General features: G+C 63.7%; 13 protein-coding genes. 9 read left to right on the forward strand and 4 right to left on the reverse strand.

Annotation, left to right across the window (positions count from 1 at the left end):
• Positions 1-351 precede the first annotated feature (351 nt).
• The 6 genes from ACNO8S_RS15140 (at position 352) to ACNO8S_RS15165 (ending at position 6,194) form a co-directional block, all read left to right on the forward strand.
• Positions 352-1,680, forward strand: a complete 1,329-nt coding sequence (locus ACNO8S_RS15140) for an ammonium transporter (protein WP_014041644.1) — start codon at positions 352-354, stop codon at positions 1,678-1,680.
• A complete protein-coding gene (locus tag ACNO8S_RS15145) occupies positions 1,673-2,038 on the forward strand; it encodes a P-II family nitrogen regulator (protein ID WP_004517663.1) in 366 nt (121 codons plus the stop codon). Before ACNO8S_RS15140 ends, ACNO8S_RS15145 begins: the two co-directional genes overlap by 8 nt.
• A 9-nt stretch (positions 2,039-2,047) precedes the next feature.
• A complete protein-coding gene (lrp, locus tag ACNO8S_RS15150) occupies positions 2,048-2,506 on the forward strand; it encodes an HTH-type transcriptional regulator Lrp (protein WP_050037246.1) in 459 nt (152 codons plus the stop codon).
• Positions 2,507-2,625: 119 nt separating this feature from the next.
• The gene (locus ACNO8S_RS15155) at positions 2,626-3,984 is read left to right on the forward strand and encodes a substrate-binding protein (protein WP_420182219.1); all 1,359 of its coding nucleotides are present in this window, start codon (positions 2,626-2,628) and stop codon (positions 3,982-3,984) included.
• Positions 3,985-4,024: 40 nt separating this feature from the next.
• Positions 4,025-4,669, forward strand: a complete 645-nt coding sequence (locus ACNO8S_RS15160) for a chemotaxis protein CheC (RefSeq protein ID WP_014041647.1) — start codon at positions 4,025-4,027, stop codon at positions 4,667-4,669.
• A 172-nt stretch (positions 4,670-4,841) separates the two neighbouring features.
• On the forward strand, positions 4,842-6,194 hold the full coding sequence (locus ACNO8S_RS15165) for a substrate-binding protein (RefSeq protein WP_420182220.1): 1,353 nt from the start codon (positions 4,842-4,844) through the stop codon (positions 6,192-6,194).
• Positions 6,195-6,457: 263 nt separating this feature from the next.
• On the opposite strand, the gene ACNO8S_RS15170 is transcribed toward ACNO8S_RS15165, so the two are convergent.
• The 3 genes from ACNO8S_RS15170 to nasA form a co-directional block, all read right to left on the reverse strand.
• Positions 6,458-8,224 carry a nitrite/sulfite reductase gene (locus ACNO8S_RS15170; protein ID WP_064288571.1) on the reverse strand — a complete coding sequence of 589 codons (1,767 nt, stop codon included), beginning with the start codon at positions 8,222-8,224 and terminating at the stop codon, positions 6,458-6,460.
• Between the two features lie 428 nt (positions 8,225-8,652).
• Positions 8,653-9,975: an MFS transporter gene (locus ACNO8S_RS15175; RefSeq protein ID WP_420182221.1), complete on the reverse strand. Its 1,323-nt coding sequence runs from the start codon at positions 9,973-9,975 to the stop codon at positions 8,653-8,655.
• A gap of 320 nt (positions 9,976-10,295) precedes the next feature.
• Positions 10,296-12,302, reverse strand: a complete 2,007-nt coding sequence (gene nasA, locus ACNO8S_RS15180; RefSeq protein WP_420182222.1) for an assimilatory nitrate reductase NasA — start codon at positions 12,300-12,302, stop codon at positions 10,296-10,298.
• A gap of 276 nt (positions 12,303-12,578) precedes the next feature.
• On the opposite strand from nasA, the gene hemL reads away from it, so the two are divergent.
• Positions 12,579-13,916: a glutamate-1-semialdehyde 2,1-aminomutase gene (gene hemL, locus ACNO8S_RS15185; RefSeq protein ID WP_420182223.1), complete on the forward strand. Its 1,338-nt coding sequence runs from the start codon at positions 12,579-12,581 to the stop codon at positions 13,914-13,916.
• 1 nt (position 13,917) lies between these two features.
• Complete coding sequence (locus tag ACNO8S_RS15190) at positions 13,918-14,733, forward strand: HVO_0234 family beta-propeller protein (RefSeq protein ID WP_151102677.1); 816 nt, start codon at positions 13,918-13,920, stop codon at positions 14,731-14,733.
• Between the two features lie 86 nt (positions 14,734-14,819).
• On the opposite strand, the gene ACNO8S_RS15195 is transcribed toward ACNO8S_RS15190, so the two are convergent.
• The gene (locus ACNO8S_RS15195; RefSeq protein ID WP_230458900.1) at positions 14,820-15,887 is read right to left on the reverse strand and encodes a PAS domain S-box protein; all 1,068 of its coding nucleotides are present in this window, start codon (positions 15,885-15,887) and stop codon (positions 14,820-14,822) included.
• A 280-nt stretch (positions 15,888-16,167) separates the two neighbouring features.
• Between ACNO8S_RS15195 and ACNO8S_RS15200 the strand changes: the two genes are divergently transcribed.
• The gene (locus ACNO8S_RS15200) at positions 16,168-17,022 is read left to right on the forward strand and encodes a ribose-phosphate diphosphokinase (RefSeq protein WP_050037253.1); all 855 of its coding nucleotides are present in this window, start codon (positions 16,168-16,170) and stop codon (positions 17,020-17,022) included.
• Positions 17,023-17,056 lie beyond the last annotated feature (34 nt).

The following is a 17,056-nucleotide window of genomic DNA, read 5'->3' on the forward strand; positions in this document are numbered from 1 at the left end:
GAGATATAACCCTGTTGTCGCTGGCAACACCCGCCAGACGGGAGCGCGCGCAAGGGAAAACGGCCTATTTGGCCCCCTCTTGCCGGAACTGGGGGCAACAAACGTCCAAAATTCCAGTGTGCATATACGGACTTTCTTGACGGAGAACAACCTTATATCCATAATATCATACCCTAATCTGGACGGTCGTCTACCATATCCCCTCTAATTTCCGTGTTCATAAAGGCAAACCTTATGTAGTGTTGTTACCAGAGCCTTTCTCGTGAAAGAGTTGAAGAAGTTGAGCCAAAGTGGGGCAAAGTTGGACATGCAGACGGCTGTCGATACGAAAACGAAACAGGTGAGCTAGAAATGAGCTACACTGCACTACAGGTAGATCCGAGCGTACTCGCAGAGGGGGTTAACCTGCTGTGGGTACTGGTGGTATCGTTCCTGATTTTCTTCATGCACGCGGGCTTCGCCATGCTGGAGGCGGGCCAGGTGCGCTCGAAGAACGTCGCGAACCAGCTAACGAAGAACCTCCTGACCTGGTCGGTCGGCGTGACGGTGTTCTTCCTGATCGGCTCGGGGATCAGTGCCCTGGTCGGCGGGAGCGGCTTCTCGCCCGCCTTCGGCGCAGGGGCCGCAAACGACTACGTCGGCTGGCTGTTCGGTGCCGTCTTCGCGATGACGGCGGCGACCATCGTCTCCGGCGCGGTCGCTGGACGGGCCAAGCTCCGTGCGTACATCACGTACACGTTCCTGCTGGCGGCGGTCATCTACCCAGTCGTCACCGGGATCACGTGGGCCGGCGCGTACATCAGCTTCGGCGGCGAGGCGTTCCACGACTTCGCCGGCGGGATGATCGTCCACGGCATGGGCGGCATCGCGGGCCTCACGGCGGCGTACGTCCTCGGCCCACGCATGGGCCGGTACAACGAGGACGGCTCCGCGAACGTCATTCCGGGCCACTCCCTGACGTTCGCCGTTCTGGGAACGCTCATCCTCGCGTTCGGCTGGTACGGCTTCAACGTCGGGACGGCGGCGACCGTCTTCGTCGTTGAGGACGGATCGCTCGCCCTCGGCGCGTTCGCGACGGTCGGCCGCGTCGCGATGACGACGACCATCGCGATGGCCTGCGGTGCGATGGGTGCCGGACTGGTCGCGTGGCTGAAGACCGGGAAGGTCGACACCCTGTACGTGGCAAACGGGCTGCTCGCCGGGCTGGTCGGCATCACGGCGATCCCCGACACCACGACGTGGTGGGGCGCAATCGTCGTCGGCGGCCTCGCGGGCGGACAGCTGCCGGTCGTGTTCAGCTTCATCGAGAACCGGATGAAAATCGACGACGTCTGTGCCGTCTTCCCGGTCCACGGGAGCGCCGGCGTGCTCGGCACGCTGCTGTTCCCGTTCGTCGCCACGTCCGGCACGGTCGGGTCGGTCGTTAACGCCTTTATCGCACAGCTGATCGGCGTCGCCGCCATCGCGGGCTGGACGATTGTCGCAACCGGGGTCGTCTGGTACGCCCTCAAGGCGGCCGGCCAGGCGCGGGTCACGCCCGAACACGAGCAGGAAGGGCTGGACGTCAGCGAACACGGCGTCGAGACCTACCCCGAGTTCGGTGGTGGCGAGAGCGTCGTCGCCGATGGTGGTAAAGTGAGCCCGAGCATGCGTACTGACGGAGGTTCCCAAGATGACTGACGAAACCGACGACTCTGAAATCAAGATGGTAGTCGCAATGGTTCGACCGGACAAACTCGGCGACGTGAAGAAGGCGCTCGCCGAGGTCGGCGCGCCCTCGCTGACAGTGACGAACGTCTCCGGTCGCGGCTCACAGCCCGCAAAGAAGGGGCAGTGGCGCGGCGAGGAGTACGTCGTCGACCTGCACCAGAAGGTCAAAGTCGAGACGGTGGTCGCGGACATCCCCGCGGAGGATGTCGTCGACGCCATCGCCGACGGTGCCCACACCGGCGAGAAAGGTGACGGCAAGATATTCGTCCTCCCCGTGGACAACGCCTACCAGGTCCGAACCGGTAAAGAAGGCCCAGAGGCAGTCTGAGCGGACGAAATGGTCGATGATACCGACAGACAGGTAGTGAACGCACTGCTTCAGGACGGCCGGGCGAGCGCCCGTGACGTCGCCGCCGCGACCGGTATCGCGGCGACCACGGTGTCTCGCCGGATGGACGACCTGGAGGCGACCGGTGTGATCGACGAATACACCGTCGACATCGATTACGGGGCGCTGGGCTACGACGTGACCGCCGTGTTCCAGCTCTCCGTCGAGGGCGACGGGCTCGGACGGGTGGTGGACCGGTTACGGGATCGACGCGAGATGATCGCGGTCTACGAAGTGACCGGCGACCACGACATCGTGGCCGTCGGGAAGTTCACCGACACGCAGTCGATGAACGAGCGGATAAAGACGCTGCTGACCGACGAGGACATCCGGTCTGCCTCGACATCAGTCGTGCTGAACACGGTGTGTGAGCACGAGCAGTTCCCGGTCGACGGAACTGACGCCTGAGGACGACGCCTGTTTTCCGACTGGCAACCACAGCAGTGAGTAGCGTCCCGTATCGGTTTGGAGACCTATTGAGCGATGAAGGAAGGTTTAATTACAGCAGTAGTAATATATTTTTCATCATGGATTGGGATGCTCGGGGGTCAACGGTGACGCGACGGGAGCTACTCGGAGCCGTCGGAGCGAGTTCGCTCGCCGGACTTGCTGGCTGTGGCGGGGGCAGTCGCGCCACGACGCCGACAAGCAGTGCCACAGCGTACGCGAACCAGCCGGTCGACGACGACCAGGTGACGCTTGGCCTCACAGTCCCGCAGTCGGGGTCGTTCTCGCCGCTTGGGACCGGCCAGCAGCGCGGGTTCGAACTGGCCATCGACCACCTCAACGAGGGCGGCGGCTGGGTCGACACCGACGCGTGGCAGGCGCTGTCCGGGGACGGCATTCTCGGCCGGACGGTCGAGAGCGTCATAGCTGACACGGAGTCCAGTTCGAAAGCGGCCCGTGACGTGGCAGAGACGCTGGTCGAGCAGGACGGTGCCGTGATGGTCGCCGGCGGCGGGTCGACGAACACAGCCCGGGAGTTGCTCAAGTACTGTCCGACCCGCGGCGTGGTCCACATGCTCGGGTTCGCGCCGGGGACGAACGTTACGGGGATCGGCTGCTCGCGGTACGGGTTTCAGGAGATGCACAACGGTCGGATGGCCGCCAACGCGCTGGCTCCGGTGTTGACCGAGCGGTTCGACGGGCGAACGGAGTTCTACCAGTTGCACGCCAGCTCGGATTTCGGTTTCACGCAGTCCGAGCAGTTCAAGCGCCGGTTCCAGTCGGAGAACTGGAGCGAGATGGGCGCGACGAAGACGCGGGTCGGAACGGAGAACTTCAGGCCGCAGTTGCAGGAGGCCGTGGACACTGACGTCGACGCCATCGTGTTGTCCTACCGCGGGCGCGACGCAGTCACCGCGCTGAACCAGGCGACGGATATAGTCCCGGAAGAGATGGACATCGTCATGCCGATCGTGAGTCGGCAACTGGCCCGCGATGTCGGCGCCGACATGGCCGGTATCGTCGGCACTATTTCGTGGGATTACAGCATCGAGACACCGCTCTCGACGGCGTTCACGGAGGCGTTCGATGCGGCGTACGCCGACGATCAGGTCCGGGTCCCGTCAGACCAGGCTCGACTGGCCTACGCGCAGACGCTCCAGTACGCCGCGGCCGTCGAGCGGGCCGGGACGTTCGAACCGCCGGCCGTCATCCGTGAACTCGAAGGCACCACGTACCAAGCCGGACGCGGCGAGGCGACGTTACGGGCATGCGATCACCAGTCGGTGGGACCTGTTCCCGTCGTCGAAGGATCCAGTCAGGGCCCCGAGGTACTCGACGTCATTCAGCTTTCGACTGACGTCGCGTACGGCTGCGAGGAGTATCCCGCAAGCGAGTGTACTGACCTGGGACCGTACGAACCCGAGACGGCCGACAGTTGAGGGGCGGTGGCGTTAAGCCGCTCGCGCCGCTCCAGAAGATATGGGCTTGAAAGTGGACGTGCGGAAGCTGGACCTTTTCAATCAGATGGCAAAGGAGGGGTCTGGGACAGTCGCGGAGAACCTCGGGCAGCTGACCGGGCTCGACGCGACAGTTCGGACCTCACAGATCAATTTTCTCGACATTGCGGACGTCAAAACACACATCGGCGACGACAAGGGCGTCGGCATCTACGTCGAACTGAACGAACCGCCCTACGGCTACGTCCTGTTTCTGCTCGAACCAGACGACAGCAAGCAGATGGCCAGCGCGATGATGGGTGGAATGGGTGAGCCAAGCGAGGGCGAGGGGTTCTCCGACATGGAACGGTCGGCGATGCAGGAGATCGGCAACATCATGACCTCCGCGTTCATCGACGGGTGGGCCAACGTGCTGGAGACGACCATCGACATGGGGACACCGAACTTCGTGTTCGGGCCGGCCGACGGCATCGTCGACGAGATGGGCGGCTGGCCGGACTCCGACCTGGTGTTCGTCGTCGACTCGCGTATCACCGTCGACGACGGCGACCTCGGGATGACCGTGTACACGTTCCCCGAACTGGAGGACCTCGTCGCGCTCATCCAGGATATCGACCTCGATACCGACGTCGCAGTAGACACCGAAGCCAGCGACATTCTCGACTGACATCGGTCCCCTATCTCTTCTCCCCCTTTTCCTCGCGCGGCCGAGGTGGATGTAATCGCCGAGAAGACAGTCTGAAGGCCGTCACTACCAGATACCAGCACCTTCTATGCTAATTGTTCACTCATTCCTATTGAAAAAAGTATTATATATATTTACCATCAAAACAGCTGGTATGGGATCGGAAAGAGGGGGAGCAGTTGACAGGCGGTCCGTACTACAGATCGCCGGTGGGGTCGGTACCGCAGGGCTCGCCGGGCTGGCGGGATGTCAGGGCGGGGGTTCGACAATCGAAAGCACACCGGAGCATCCACCGCTCGGGAACTATCCGGTCGACGGCGATGCGGTCACACTCGGCTTCAACGTCCCACAGTCGGGGACCTACGCCGCCGAAGGGCGCGACGAACTCCGGGGGTATGAGCTCGCGGTCACGCATCTCAACGAGGGCGGTGGCTGGGTCGGACAACGCTCCTTTGACGTGCTCAGCGGCGACGGCGTGCTCGGGAAGACCGTCGAGTACGTCACCGCGGACACGGAGACGAAACCGGATGTCGCAACGGCCAACGCCGAGGAGATGATCGAGCAAGACGACGTCATCATGTTCTCCGGCGGCTCGTCCAGTTCCGTCGCCATCGCCCAGCAGGACGTCGCACAGGCCCAGAAGGTCCCGTACATGTGCTGTCTGACCCACTCGAACGACACGACGGGACGGGACTGTGTCCGCTACAGCTTCCGGGAGATGTTCAACGCGTACATGACCGCACAGGCGCTGCTTCCGGTACTCAAGGAACGGTTCGGCCGGGAGGCTCAGTACGTCCAGATCTACGCGGACTACAACTGGGGCAAGACCATGGAGTCGTCCATCCGTGACTTCTTCACGTCGAGCGGCTGGGTCGAACTCACAAGTATTCCGACGCGTCTCGGGACGACGGACTACGAGGAGCCGCTCAAGCAGGCCCGGGACGCCGGCGCGGAGGTCGTCTTCCTCGACCACTACGGACTCGACGCCGCGAACTCGCTGACAAAAGCCCAGGAGATTCTCCCGGACGAGGTGGGGATTGTGGTGCCGCTGTACAACCGCATCGTGGCACAGAACGCCTCGAAGGCGCTCGACGGCGTCGTCGGGACGGTCGCGTGGGACACCAGCGTCTCGTCCGACCTCTCGAACGAGTTCAAGAACGCCTTCACCGCCGAGTACGGGAACGCACAGCGTCCCTCCGGCGTGGCCCATCTGGCCTACGCGCAGACGCTCCAGTACGCCGCGGCCGTCGAGCGGGCCGGCACCTTCTACCCGCCGGCGGTTATCCGGGAACTGGAAGACCACGAGTACTCGGTCGGGCTTGGCAGCCAGACGATGCGGCGCTGTGACCATCAGGCCCAGCGTGGCGTGCCGGTGGTCGAAGGGCTCTCCGAGTCCGAGCAGTCCCTTGGCCGGTTCTACGACCTGCTCAGCGTCACGAAGGCGGTCGGATACGACTGTGACGGCGGCCCGGCCGCCGAGTGCGAGCTCGGAGACTACGGGGACTAGAGCCAGAGCGCAGCGACTACTGCGCAACGGAAAAATACGGCAAACGGAGAACCGAGCGGGGACGTGGACACGAGCAGTCCCCAGCTGTCAGAGGCAGACGGACGCGCTGTGATGGGCACGTCACGTCGGCGTATCCGGCTGTTCGGAGCCGGGACCGCGTTACTCCAGTAGCTCCGGTGCCGCGTCGTATGCCACCCCCTTGACCGCGGATTCCGGCGGGTCGTCACCGTCGTGGTCGGTCGGGCAGTCTGTCTCAGCCATGGTCAGTCGTCCGCCGAAATCGGCTGGCCCTCGGCGTCGGTCGGGGCCGGGCTTTCGCCGTCGTCGAATGGATACCACGACTGCTTGCCGTCGGCTAGACACGGGTCGGTGTACCCCTGGACCTCGTGGGGTTCGGCCAGTTCGACGATGGTCTCGTGACCGGTGGCGTCGACCCACTCGCGGAAGGTCTGACCCTCCGAGCGAAGCGCGGCGTAGGCTTCGACAATGTTGGCGATCATGCCCGGCACCTCGTCAGCAGGGACGCGCTGGCGGACCCACTCGATGAACGTCGGCTCCTCGCCGATGCCGCCGCCGACGCCCACGTCGACGGCTTCGACCATCTGGCCGTCCTTGCGGGCGCGCATCCCCTGTAAGCCGATGTCGGCCGTCATCGCCTGGCCGCAGTCGGCCGTACAGCCCGAGAAGTGCATCTTGATGCGGTCCACGTCGTCGGGCACGTCGACGTTGTCACCGAGCCAGCGGAGCAAGCGGGCCATCCGCGCCTTCGTCTCCGTGAGCGCGAGCGAGCAGAACTCCGTCCCGGTACAGGCCATCGCGCCCTGAACGAACGGGTTCGGCTCGGGCGAGTGTTTCTCCAGCAACGGCTCGTTGAGGAGGTTCGAGAGATTCCCGTCGGGTACGTCCATGATGAGCGGGTTCTGCCGGCGGGTCAGTCGCACCTCGCCGGAGCCGTAGGCGTCGGCGAGATCCGCGAGTTCGATGGCGTCCTCGGCGGAGAGTCGGCCGACCGGCACCGAGAGGCCGACGTAGTTCTTGTCGTCTTTCTGGTCGTAGACGCCGACGTGGTCGTGGGCACCGTACTCCGTGTGCTTGCCGGCGTTGTACGTGTACTCCCCGCGGAAGTCGGTCCCGGCGGTTTCGAACTCGAAATCAAGCCGTTCGTCGAGTTCCTCCCGGATGGCGTCAGTACCGTGTTCATCGACGAAAAAGCGCGCGCGGTTCTTCGAGCGGTTCTGGCGGTTGCCCGCTTCGTGGTAGTACTCGACGAAGGCCCGCACGGTCTCGACGGCGTGTTCGGGCCGAATGAACAGGTCGAGCGGACGGGCTTCGCGCGGTTCGCGGCCGCCGAGGCCGCCGCCGACGCGGACGTTGAACCCCTCGACTTCCTCGCCAGCAATGATTTTGTGCGCCGGCTCCAGCCCGATGTCGTTGATGCTGTCCTGGGCACACCCCTGCTTGCACCCCGTCACCGAGATATTGAACTTCCGGGGCATGTTGGCCAGGTCGTTATCGTCGCGGATGGTCTCCTGAATCTCGTCCAGAATCGGGCGGGACTCGACGTACTCCTCGGCCTTGCCGGCGACCGGGCAGCCGGAGATGTTCCGCATCGTATCCCCGCCCGCCGAGCGCGAGGAGACGCCGACGGCTTCGAGTTTCTCCCAGATCTCCGGGATGTCTTCGAGCTTGAGCCAGTGCAACTGGATGGACTGTCGCGTCGTGAGGTCGATCCAGCCGTTCCCGAACTCGGGGTTCTCGGCCGGTCCCTTCGCGTAGTCCCGAGCGACCTCGCCGATGGCCCGAAGCTGGTCGGGCTCCAGGACGCCGCCGCAGTTGGTCAGCCGCATCATGAAATACGACTCCTGGCCGCCGCGGTGGTGGAACACCCCCCAGAACTTGAACCGCGAGAACCACTTCTCCCGTTCGTCCTCGGGAATCGACTCCCAGCCTTTCTCGGCGAACTCCTCTAACTTCTCCCGTACCTCGTCGCCGTACAGCTCCGCCTTGTACTCCTCCTTTTTATGTGCCATCTTCGCGCGCCCCCGTTCTTAATGGATGTAGTTTTTTATCACTCATATCTATCTGAATGACCGCTAATTCACGTCTAAGTACTGAGGTCGATTCCTTATAACGCTATTCGTTAAAGAAATAAAGAATAATAGAGCGTTAGAAAATGGCCGTCCAGAATTATACCGTCTGAGAGGTGTTTAAAGAGGTTATACACTGCCCCGTCGACAGAGATGAAACCGCAGGACGGCAATCGGTTGTCCGGTCGAGTTCGGGACTGTGCGTCGGGGACGCTCCGCGGGCGTGATTCGCCCGACCGGAGCGCGACCCCGTAGAACTGAGGTGTCAGTCGCGCGCGAGCCGAACCGACGAGGGACGCGACACACCGGCCTGTTCAGTGCGTCACGCGTGCGGAAAAGAGAAAGAACGGCTCGTTCGAGAGCGATGAGCGTCAGTCGTCGCCGGAGGCGACGGTGGTGCCTTCCTGCGTGCTTCCGACGAACCCAGCCGTGTTAGCGACTTTCGCGATTTCCGGCTGGAACACCCATGCAGACAGCAACACAATCGGAATCATGGTAACGGCGGCCACGGAGTACCCCAGGTGGAGGTTCGCCAGCCACGGCGCGGAGTAAAACAGCGGGTAGACGATGCCGCCGACGGTGCCGACGCCGCCGACGACGCCCGCGACCGAACCCGAGTCGTTCGGGAACATCGCGGGCACCTGCGCGAAGATAGCGCCCTCGGCCCAGGCACAGCCCGTGCCCACGAGGAAGCCGATGACGACGGCGTTCAGCAGGACCCCGGAGAGGCCGGCCAGCGTCATGGCGAACATCATCACCACGATGAAACAGAGCCCGAGGAACGTCCACTGTTCGCGGTACTGGCCCTTGAAGAACGGCAGGAGGTCCTTCTCCTTGCGGGCCAGCAGGTCGCTGCCGTAGCCGCCAAAGGGCCGGAGCAGGCCGGCGGCAATTGAGAACGTCGCCGCGAAGGTGCTCGCGATGACGAGGTTGTCCTGGTTGAACGCTTCGCGGTAGTAGGTGGCGAGCCACCCGTTCATCGACAGTTCGAGGCCGAAGGACATGATGTACGCGGCGGCGAGGACGACGGTGCCGTAGCGCGTGGCCGTGTGTAGCCAGCCCTTGAAGTTGGTGTCCTCCTTGGTCGCCTGGCGTTTCGCCTCGCTTTTCGCGGCCTCGCCCAGCGTGTAGTAGGCGATTGCGAGGAGGATGGAGACGATGCCGGTGTAGAAGAAGGCGGCCCGCCAGTTCGTCGAGAACAGCGGCCCGTTCCAGCCGGACCCGAACACACGGGGCAGGATGAGCGCCCCGCCGGCGGCACCGGCGTTCCCGACGCCGGCGTAGATGCCCTCCGCCAGGCCGAGGTTCTCCTCTTCGAACCACTCGGCGACGTGCTGGATGCCGATGACGAACGTGATGCCGGCCGTCGCCACGATGAGTCGCAACACGAAGAACACGGAGTAGTCCTGTGCGAAGGCGCTCCCTATCGAGAACACGCCGACATAGGCCAGTACGATGGCGAAGATGGCCGGCGCACCGAACTTATCCGAGAGCCAGCCGGTGAGCATCCGGCCGAACGGTGCCATCCAGATGGCCGAACTGGCGAGAATACCGATTTCCGCGGTCGAGAGCCCGAACTCCTCTGCCATCGGGCCGGTGAACGGCGCAAAGGAGAACCAGATGAGAAACGAGAAATTGAACCCGATAGTTGCCAGCAACAGCGTCCGGTACTTCGTCATCTTGATCAGTCCCATGCCGACACCTCGGTTACGGACGCGGTATTGTTCACGGTCGATAACGAGACTTTGTTCACCAATCCGCCTTTATTTTGGATGTGTGCCCACATCAGTACATGAAGTCCGAAAGTCCCACCATTTAATAACAGTAACCGTTTACAGAACGGCTATTCTACCCAGCCTGAGTGGATAGACCGCAAATATATCATCGGATATCCCCTGTTTAAGGACATTGAACGCCCAGCGGACGGGGGAATAATTGGACATATTTAGATTACTTCGGACGGCGATGGAGAAGCGCGTGTCGACGAACCGTCGGGGCCGCGCCCGATATCGGCTCAGTCGGCCGTGGCGGGCGGGAGTTCAGCCTCGGCGGCGACGAGGCGGGCGGCACACTGCTTGAAGTTCGGTTCGTCGGACTGGGGGTCGCGGTCCGAAAGCGTCAGCCGGTTCGTTGCCGGGTGGTGAATGGGGAGCCACACCATCCCCTCGGGGACGCCCTCGTCGCGGTCGATGGCGACCGTCGCGGAGCCACGGCGGGTCTCGACGGTCAGCCGGTCGTCGGTAACGAGGCCGCTGTGTTCCTCGACGGTCTCGGGGTGGATGCGGGCCACCAGCGGACCGGCCTCACCCCCGCGGGACCGGACGCCGGTGTTATACCCGTCGGCCTCGCGGGCCGTGGTCAGCGTCAGCGGGTAGTCGTCGTCGGTCGGCTCCGGGAGCGACTCCTGGCGGCCCGTCGAGAACTGTGCGCGGCCGGAGGCGGTGGGGAACGACCACGACTCGTCGTCGTAGTAGCGGTAGCCGCCCGAACTCACCCCGTCGGGCGCGGGCCACCTGACGGCGTGGCTGTCGTCGAGGCGTTCGTAGGTGATGCCCGAGCAGTCGGCGACTGTCCCCTCGGTGAGGGCGGTGAACTCGTCGAAGACGTCCGAGGGGTCCGGCGACGTGCTCTCGAACAGGCCGGGGAACAGCCGCGAGCCGATGGTGGCGATGATGTCCAGATCCGGCCTGACGCCGCTTGGCAGGTCAGTCGCCGACCGGACCCGGGAGATGGTCCGCTCCATGTTCGTCGTCGTCCCGTCGCTCTCGCCCCACGTCGCGGCGGGCAGGACCACGTCGGCGATTTCCGTCGTTTCGGTGTGGAAGGCGTCCTGCACGACGACGAAGGCGTCTTCGAGCGTCTCGCGCACAGAGTCGGCCTCGGGCATCCCGGCAACGGGATTGGTGGCGACGGCCCAGACGGCGTCTGGCTCGCCTTCGAGCATCCCGACAGGGCCGGGGCCGGTGTCGTCGGGGAGGCGGTCGACCGGTACGCCCCAGTGGTCGGCAACGAGGCGGCGGTGGTCCGGATCCTCGAAGGCCCGCTGGCCGGGCCAGGACCCCTTCGAGGAGCAGATGCGGGTCCCCATCGAGTTGGCCTGGCCGGTCAGCGAGAACGGGCCACCACCGGGCCGGAGGTTCCCCGTCGCCAGCGTCAGGTCGATGAGCGCCCGGGCGGTCTCGGTCCCTTGGACGTGCTGATTGATGCCCATGCCCCAGTAGACCAGCGCTTGCTGGTCCATCGCGTCGGCCAGCAGGTCCACCTGGGCCATCTCGACACCGGCCTCGGCTGCCGCGTCGGCGGCGTCGGGCAGGGTCGCGAGCAGGTCGTCGAATCCCTCGGTTGCTGCGTCGACGAACTCGCGGTCGACCCGCCCCGTTTCGACGATGCGGGCGAGGACGGCCCGGGCCAGCGCGAGGTCTTTCCCCGGGTCAGGTGCGACGTGGTGCTCGGAGTTCTCTGCGGTCTCGGAGCGGACGGGGTCGACGACGATGATTTCGACGCCGTCCTCGTCGGCGGACTGCTGAATCCAGCGGAACATCACGGGGTGGGCGACCGCCGGGTTCGCTCCCCAGACGACGTGGCGGTCGGCGTCGCTGATGTCGGCGTACGTACACGGCGGCGCATCGCTGCCGAAGGCCTGGTAGTAGGCGGTGACGGCGCTGGCCATACACAGCGTCGTGTTGGCGTCGTAGTTGCGCGTCCCGAAGCCGCCGCGGGCGACTTTCCCCAGCGCGTAGGCGGCCTCGTTGGTCTGCTGGCCGCTTCCGAGGACGGCGACCGAATCGGGGTCCCGCTGGTGGACGGCCTGAAGCCCCTCGACCGCGCGGGCCAGCGCCACGTCCCACTGGGTCTGACGGAGTTCGCCGTCGCTGCGGACCATCGGTCGGGTGAGCCACTCGCCGTCGGGGGCCTTGCTCTCCCGGAGGCCACGCGCACAGGCGAGTCCCTGACTGACCGGATGGGCGGCGTCGCCACGAACAGCGTCGATACCGTACCCTTCGTCAGCGCCCTGGTGCATGTGGCCACAGCCAACGGCACACCGCATACACGTCGTCGGTACCCAGTCGCTCACAGCCGCCCACGCGCCGTCAAGACGCCCATTTGTCCAATTTGGCATGATATCGAAGTACGTTCGGATGCCATTATCGTAATTACATAGATGAATACGCACCGTATAACAGTGACTCTTTACGAAATATTTATTTTACCGGTGAACGCATGACATCCGTCCACTAGGTCGGTGGGACCGCGAGCTAACAACAGTTTCTTTCTGACAGCGGTCAAACGGCAGCGTATGAACCACGAGCAGTCGCGAGCGCTGTACGACCGCGCCCTGTCGGTGCTGTCGGGCGGCGTCAACTCCTCCGTGCGAGCCACGCAGCCCTACCCGTTCTTCGTCGAGAAAGGGGACGGCGGGCACGTCATCGACGCCGACGGGAACCGATACATCGATTTCGTCATGGGCTACGGTCCGCTGCTGCTGGGCCACAGCCTGCCCGAGCAGGTCCAATCAGCCATCCAGCGACACGCCGCTGAGGGGCCGATGTACGGCGCGCCGACCGAAGTCGAGGTCGAACTGGCCGAGTTCGTCACCCGGCACGTCCCCAGTGTCGAGATGCTGCGGTTCGTCAACAGCGGGACCGAGGCGACGGTCTCGGCGGTCCGACTGGCTCGTGGCTACACGGGGCGGGACAAAATCGTCGTGATGCAGAGTGGCTACCACGGGGCACAGGAGTCCACGCTGGTCAAGGGCGAGGGCGACCACACGGCCCCGTCCAGCCCCGGCATCCCCGAGAGCTTCGCTGAGCACACCCTGACCGTGCCGTTCAACGACGAGGAAGCCGCCCACGAGGTGTTCGAGGAACACGGCGACGACATCGCCGCGGTGCTCACCGAACCCATCCTCGGGAACTACGGCATCGTCCACCCGGTCGAGGGCTACCACGACACGCTCCGGGAACTGTGTGACGACCACGGCTCCCTGCTTATTTTCGACGAGGTCATCACCGGCTTCCGCGTCGGCGGCCTCCAGTGTGCCCAGGGCGCGTTCGACATCGACCCCGACATCACCACGTTCGGGAAGATTGTCGGCGGCGGCTTCCCGGTCGGGGCAATCGGTGGCAAAAGCGAGATCATCGAGCAGTTCACCCCTGCCGGCGATGTGTTCCAGTCCGGAACGTTCTCTGGCCACCCCGTGACGATGGCGGCCGGTCTGGAGACGTTACGGTATGCGGCTGAACACGACGTATACGACCACGTCAACGAGCTCGGCGACCGGCTCCGAGCGGGACTGCAGGACATCCTCGAAGACCAGGCCCCCGAGTACACCGTCGTCGGCCGGGACTCGATGTTCAAGGTCATCTTCACCCGCGACGGGCCTGATTCCTTCGACGGACATTGCGAGGCTGGCTGCCGGCAGCGGGAGTCCTGTCCACGCTTCGACTACTGTCCGAAGACCGGCCACGACGTGACACAGGCCGAGACCGAGCGGTGGGAGCGCCTGTTCTGGCCTGCGATGAAAGACCAGGGCGTGTTCCTCACGGCGAACCAGTTCGAGTCACAGTTCATCTGTGATGCCCACACAGGTGAAGACATAGAGAATGCGCTCGAAGCATACAAAGAGGCGATATGAGGTGAGCGACGACGACATCGCACTGTCCGAGAAGCGAATGTACGGGGCGAAACGTCCGGAGACCCACGCGTACGTCGCGTCGGGACTGGGCGTCACCCGCGTCGAGACGGCCGGCGGCCAGATCGGGCGGTTCAGCCTGAGCGAACGGTGCAATGCCCGTGATGTGGCCGGCGCAAGCGGCGAAGTCGCGGTCGCCACCGACGAGGACGTGCTCGTGTTGACCGACGACGGCTTCGTTCCGACTGGGTTCGGGCCAGCCACCGCCGTCGGCTACGACGGCGACGGACTGCTCGCAGCCGGCGACGGCCGCGTCGCTCGGTACAGCGGGGAGTGGCGAGATATCGGCGAGGTCGCGGACGTCCGTGCCATCGACGGCGACCGCCTCGCCGCGGCCGAGGGCGTGTACGCCCTCCCGTCGCTCGACCGACTCGGCCTGGTGGACGTGGTCGACGTGGCCGGTGACTACGCCGCGACCGAGAGCGGGCTGTACCGCTACGAAGGCGGGAGCACCGACAGCGACGGCGAGTGGACCGAGGTCCGGTCGGGCCGACACTTGGCAGTTGCAAGCGACGGTGAGCAGGTCCATGCCGCCGCGGCGGACGGCCTGTACGAACTGACAGCCGGCGCGTGGGAGCCCTGCACGTTGCCAGCGACCGAGCGCGTCGTCGACGTGACCTACGGCGACGACACCTACGCGATCACCGAGAACGGGACCTTCCTCGTCGCAACCGCGGCCGAGGCGACCGCCGACGGACAGGGCGGCTGGCGACAGCGCTCGCTGGGCGTCCCCGACGTCGTTGGCGTCGCTGTGGCCTGATTCGATCAGTAGTATCTAAGCGGGACTTCGCGGTTCTATCCGGCCTTCATGGCAATAGATCAGTATCGACCGGCGTCCATGCACTCTTACTGCGGTATTTGCTGTCTGTCGGCCTCTTTCAAAATAATGCCGTAGCCACGGAGCGCTCCGGACTCGTCAAAGCTCGCAGAGAGCGTCATGTCTGTCCAGCAGCGCGTGCCGTCCTGACGGATCTGTAACCCTTCGTGGGAGACGGTCCCGTCTGTTTTCGCGGTATCGAGGAGTTGCTCGGGAAGGCCGTTCGCCAGATCAGACTCCTCGAAGAACGTCGAAACGTGCGCTCCGATGATTTCCTCCGCGTTATAGCCAGTGAATTGTTGAGCACCGTCGTTCCAGCGAGTGACGTAGCCCTCATGGTCGAGGGTGAAAAAGGCGTGGTCGTCCATGGCATCGATAAGAACGTCGAACTGAGTGCTCTGTCCCACCAACTGCGTCCGTTCGGGGGTGATGTCCCGCGCCGTACACACGAGTACCCCGTCGTCAGCGTGAGCCAGGCGATGGTTCGTAACGAGCCTGTCGCCGTCTTTCATCAGTCGAACTGTTTCACCCGACCAGTACTCGTTTTCTTTGACCGCTGGGATGATGTCGTTCTCTAGCCGGTCCGCTTCATCGTCGTGGTACAGAATTGTCCAGGGCTCGCCGGCCAGTTCATCCTGCTCGTATCCAAATAGGTCCGCAAAGGCAGGGTTCACATACGAAAACGTCCCGTCCGGGTCGATGAGGCTGATCCCTTCGCTGGCAGTCTTCATCGCCCTGTAGCTACGGTCGATTGTACGGACGGCACGGTAGCGTTCGACAAGGTTCGTGATTCGATTGGCCAGGATCGCGTACTGGTCAGTCCCATGCTCTTTCTGGATGTACTCCGTCACGCCGGCCGTGATAGCTTCGCTCGCGATCTCTTCGCTCCCTTTGCCAGTAAAAAGGATGAACGGCAGGTCAGGAGACTGTTCGCGGACTGCAGCCAGGAACTCCAGCCCGTCCATTACTGGCATATCATAGTCCGAGACGATACAATCGATGTTCTCCGCCCGAAGAATCGCAAGACCGTCAGTACCGTTCGTTGCCGTTTGAACTTCGAGCCGTTCGTTTTCCCGTTCGAGGAACTGGGCGGTCAAATCCGCAAAATCAGGTTCGTCATCTAAATGTAATACCTTCATGATTTTGGAGGGACTGCGCTGTTCGTACTTTGGAATCGAGCAGAGATAAATACCTCATCTAGTTGTAAATAATATTACGAAAATATATCATTGTATCGGAAAATAGGCATGGTCACACAAGTTACGTGAGTGTTGTCGCTATGGGTGTCAATTACAATGCACAGTTGTCTGAAGGGAGAGTCAGCCACGATGTCGGGGAATCGAAAAGAGGTTTAGCCCGGACAGCCACCCACCGCACATGATTATCCCCGGGGCGGACACGCAGGCGTTCGCGGCGACCCTCGCCGAGGCGACGGGCGAGCGGCTTGGACGGGTCGAGTACGAACGGTTCCCCGATGGTGAGCACGTCGTCCGGGTCCCCGAAGCAGTCGCTGGCGAGCGTGCCGTCGTCGTCGCATCCACTGTCGACAGCGACGCGCACCTCCAGTTGCTCCAGTTGCAGGACGCGGCCCGCGAAAGCGGCGCGAGCGAGGTCATCACCGTCATCCCGTACATGGGCTACGCCCGTCAGGACGAGGCGTTCAAGCCTGGCGAACCGGTCTCCTCGCGGGCGATGGCCCGCGCCATTTCGACGGGAACCGACCGTGTACTGACCGTAAATCCCCACGAACCGGCCGTCTGTGATTTCTTCGACGTGCCAGCCACCAACGTCGACGCGGCGAGTGTTCTCGCCGACCCGCTGCCTGCGGACCTGACGAACCCCCTCTTTCTCTCGCCCGACGAAGGCGCAATCGCCCTCGCGACGACGGTCCGAGACGCGTACGGCGAGGGTGAGACGGACTTCTTCGAGAAGGATCGGGACTACGACACCGGCGACATCGAGATCAGCCCCAGCGACGCGCCGGTCGAGGGCCGTGATGTGGTGCTGGTCGATGATATCATCGCCACGGGGTCGACGATGAGCGAGTCCGTTGGCGTCCTCGACGACCGCGACGCCGAACGGGTGTTCGTCACCTGTATCCACCCGATGCTCGCCAGCAACGCCCTGACGAAGCTCAACAGCGCCGGCGTCGAAGCCGTCTACGGCACGGACACGCTTGAACGCGCCGTCAGCGAGGTCAGCGCCGCACCGGTCGTCGCCGAAGAGCTGTAGACACCGGTGCTGAAACACGAGGGGCAAAAAAAAC

Source organism: Haloarcula sp. KBTZ06 (assembly GCF_048595605.1).
GTDB lineage: Archaea > Halobacteriota > Halobacteria > Halobacteriales > Haloarculaceae > Haloarcula > Haloarcula hispanica.

Bases quoted from the DNA above. Each gene is read 5' to 3' on its own strand.
- ACNO8S_RS15145 (WP_004517663.1), top strand. From the start codon at position 1,673: ATGACTGACGAAACCGACGACTCTGAAATCAAGATGGTAGTCGCAATG.
- ACNO8S_RS15170 (WP_064288571.1), bottom strand. From the start codon at position 8,224: ATGGCACATAAAAAGGAGGAGTACAAGGCGGAGCTGTACGGCGACGAG.
- ACNO8S_RS15140 (WP_014041644.1), top strand. From the start codon at position 352: ATGAGCTACACTGCACTACAGGTAGATCCGAGCGTACTCGCAGAGGGG.
- ACNO8S_RS15175 (WP_420182221.1), bottom strand. From the start codon at position 9,975: ATGGGACTGATCAAGATGACGAAGTACCGGACGCTGTTGCTGGCAACT.
- hemL (WP_420182223.1), top strand. From the start codon at position 12,579: ATGAACCACGAGCAGTCGCGAGCGCTGTACGACCGCGCCCTGTCGGTG.
- lrp (WP_050037246.1), top strand. From the start codon at position 2,048: ATGGTCGATGATACCGACAGACAGGTAGTGAACGCACTGCTTCAGGAC.
- ACNO8S_RS15160 (WP_014041647.1), top strand. From the start codon at position 4,025: ATGGGCTTGAAAGTGGACGTGCGGAAGCTGGACCTTTTCAATCAGATG.
- ACNO8S_RS15165 (WP_420182220.1), top strand. From the start codon at position 4,842: ATGGGATCGGAAAGAGGGGGAGCAGTTGACAGGCGGTCCGTACTACAG.
- nasA (WP_420182222.1), bottom strand. From the start codon at position 12,302: ATGCACCAGGGCGCTGACGAAGGGTACGGTATCGACGCTGTTCGTGGC.
- ACNO8S_RS15155 (WP_420182219.1), top strand. From the start codon at position 2,626: ATGGATTGGGATGCTCGGGGGTCAACGGTGACGCGACGGGAGCTACTC.
- ACNO8S_RS15200 (WP_050037253.1), top strand. From the start codon at position 16,168: ATGATTATCCCCGGGGCGGACACGCAGGCGTTCGCGGCGACCCTCGCC.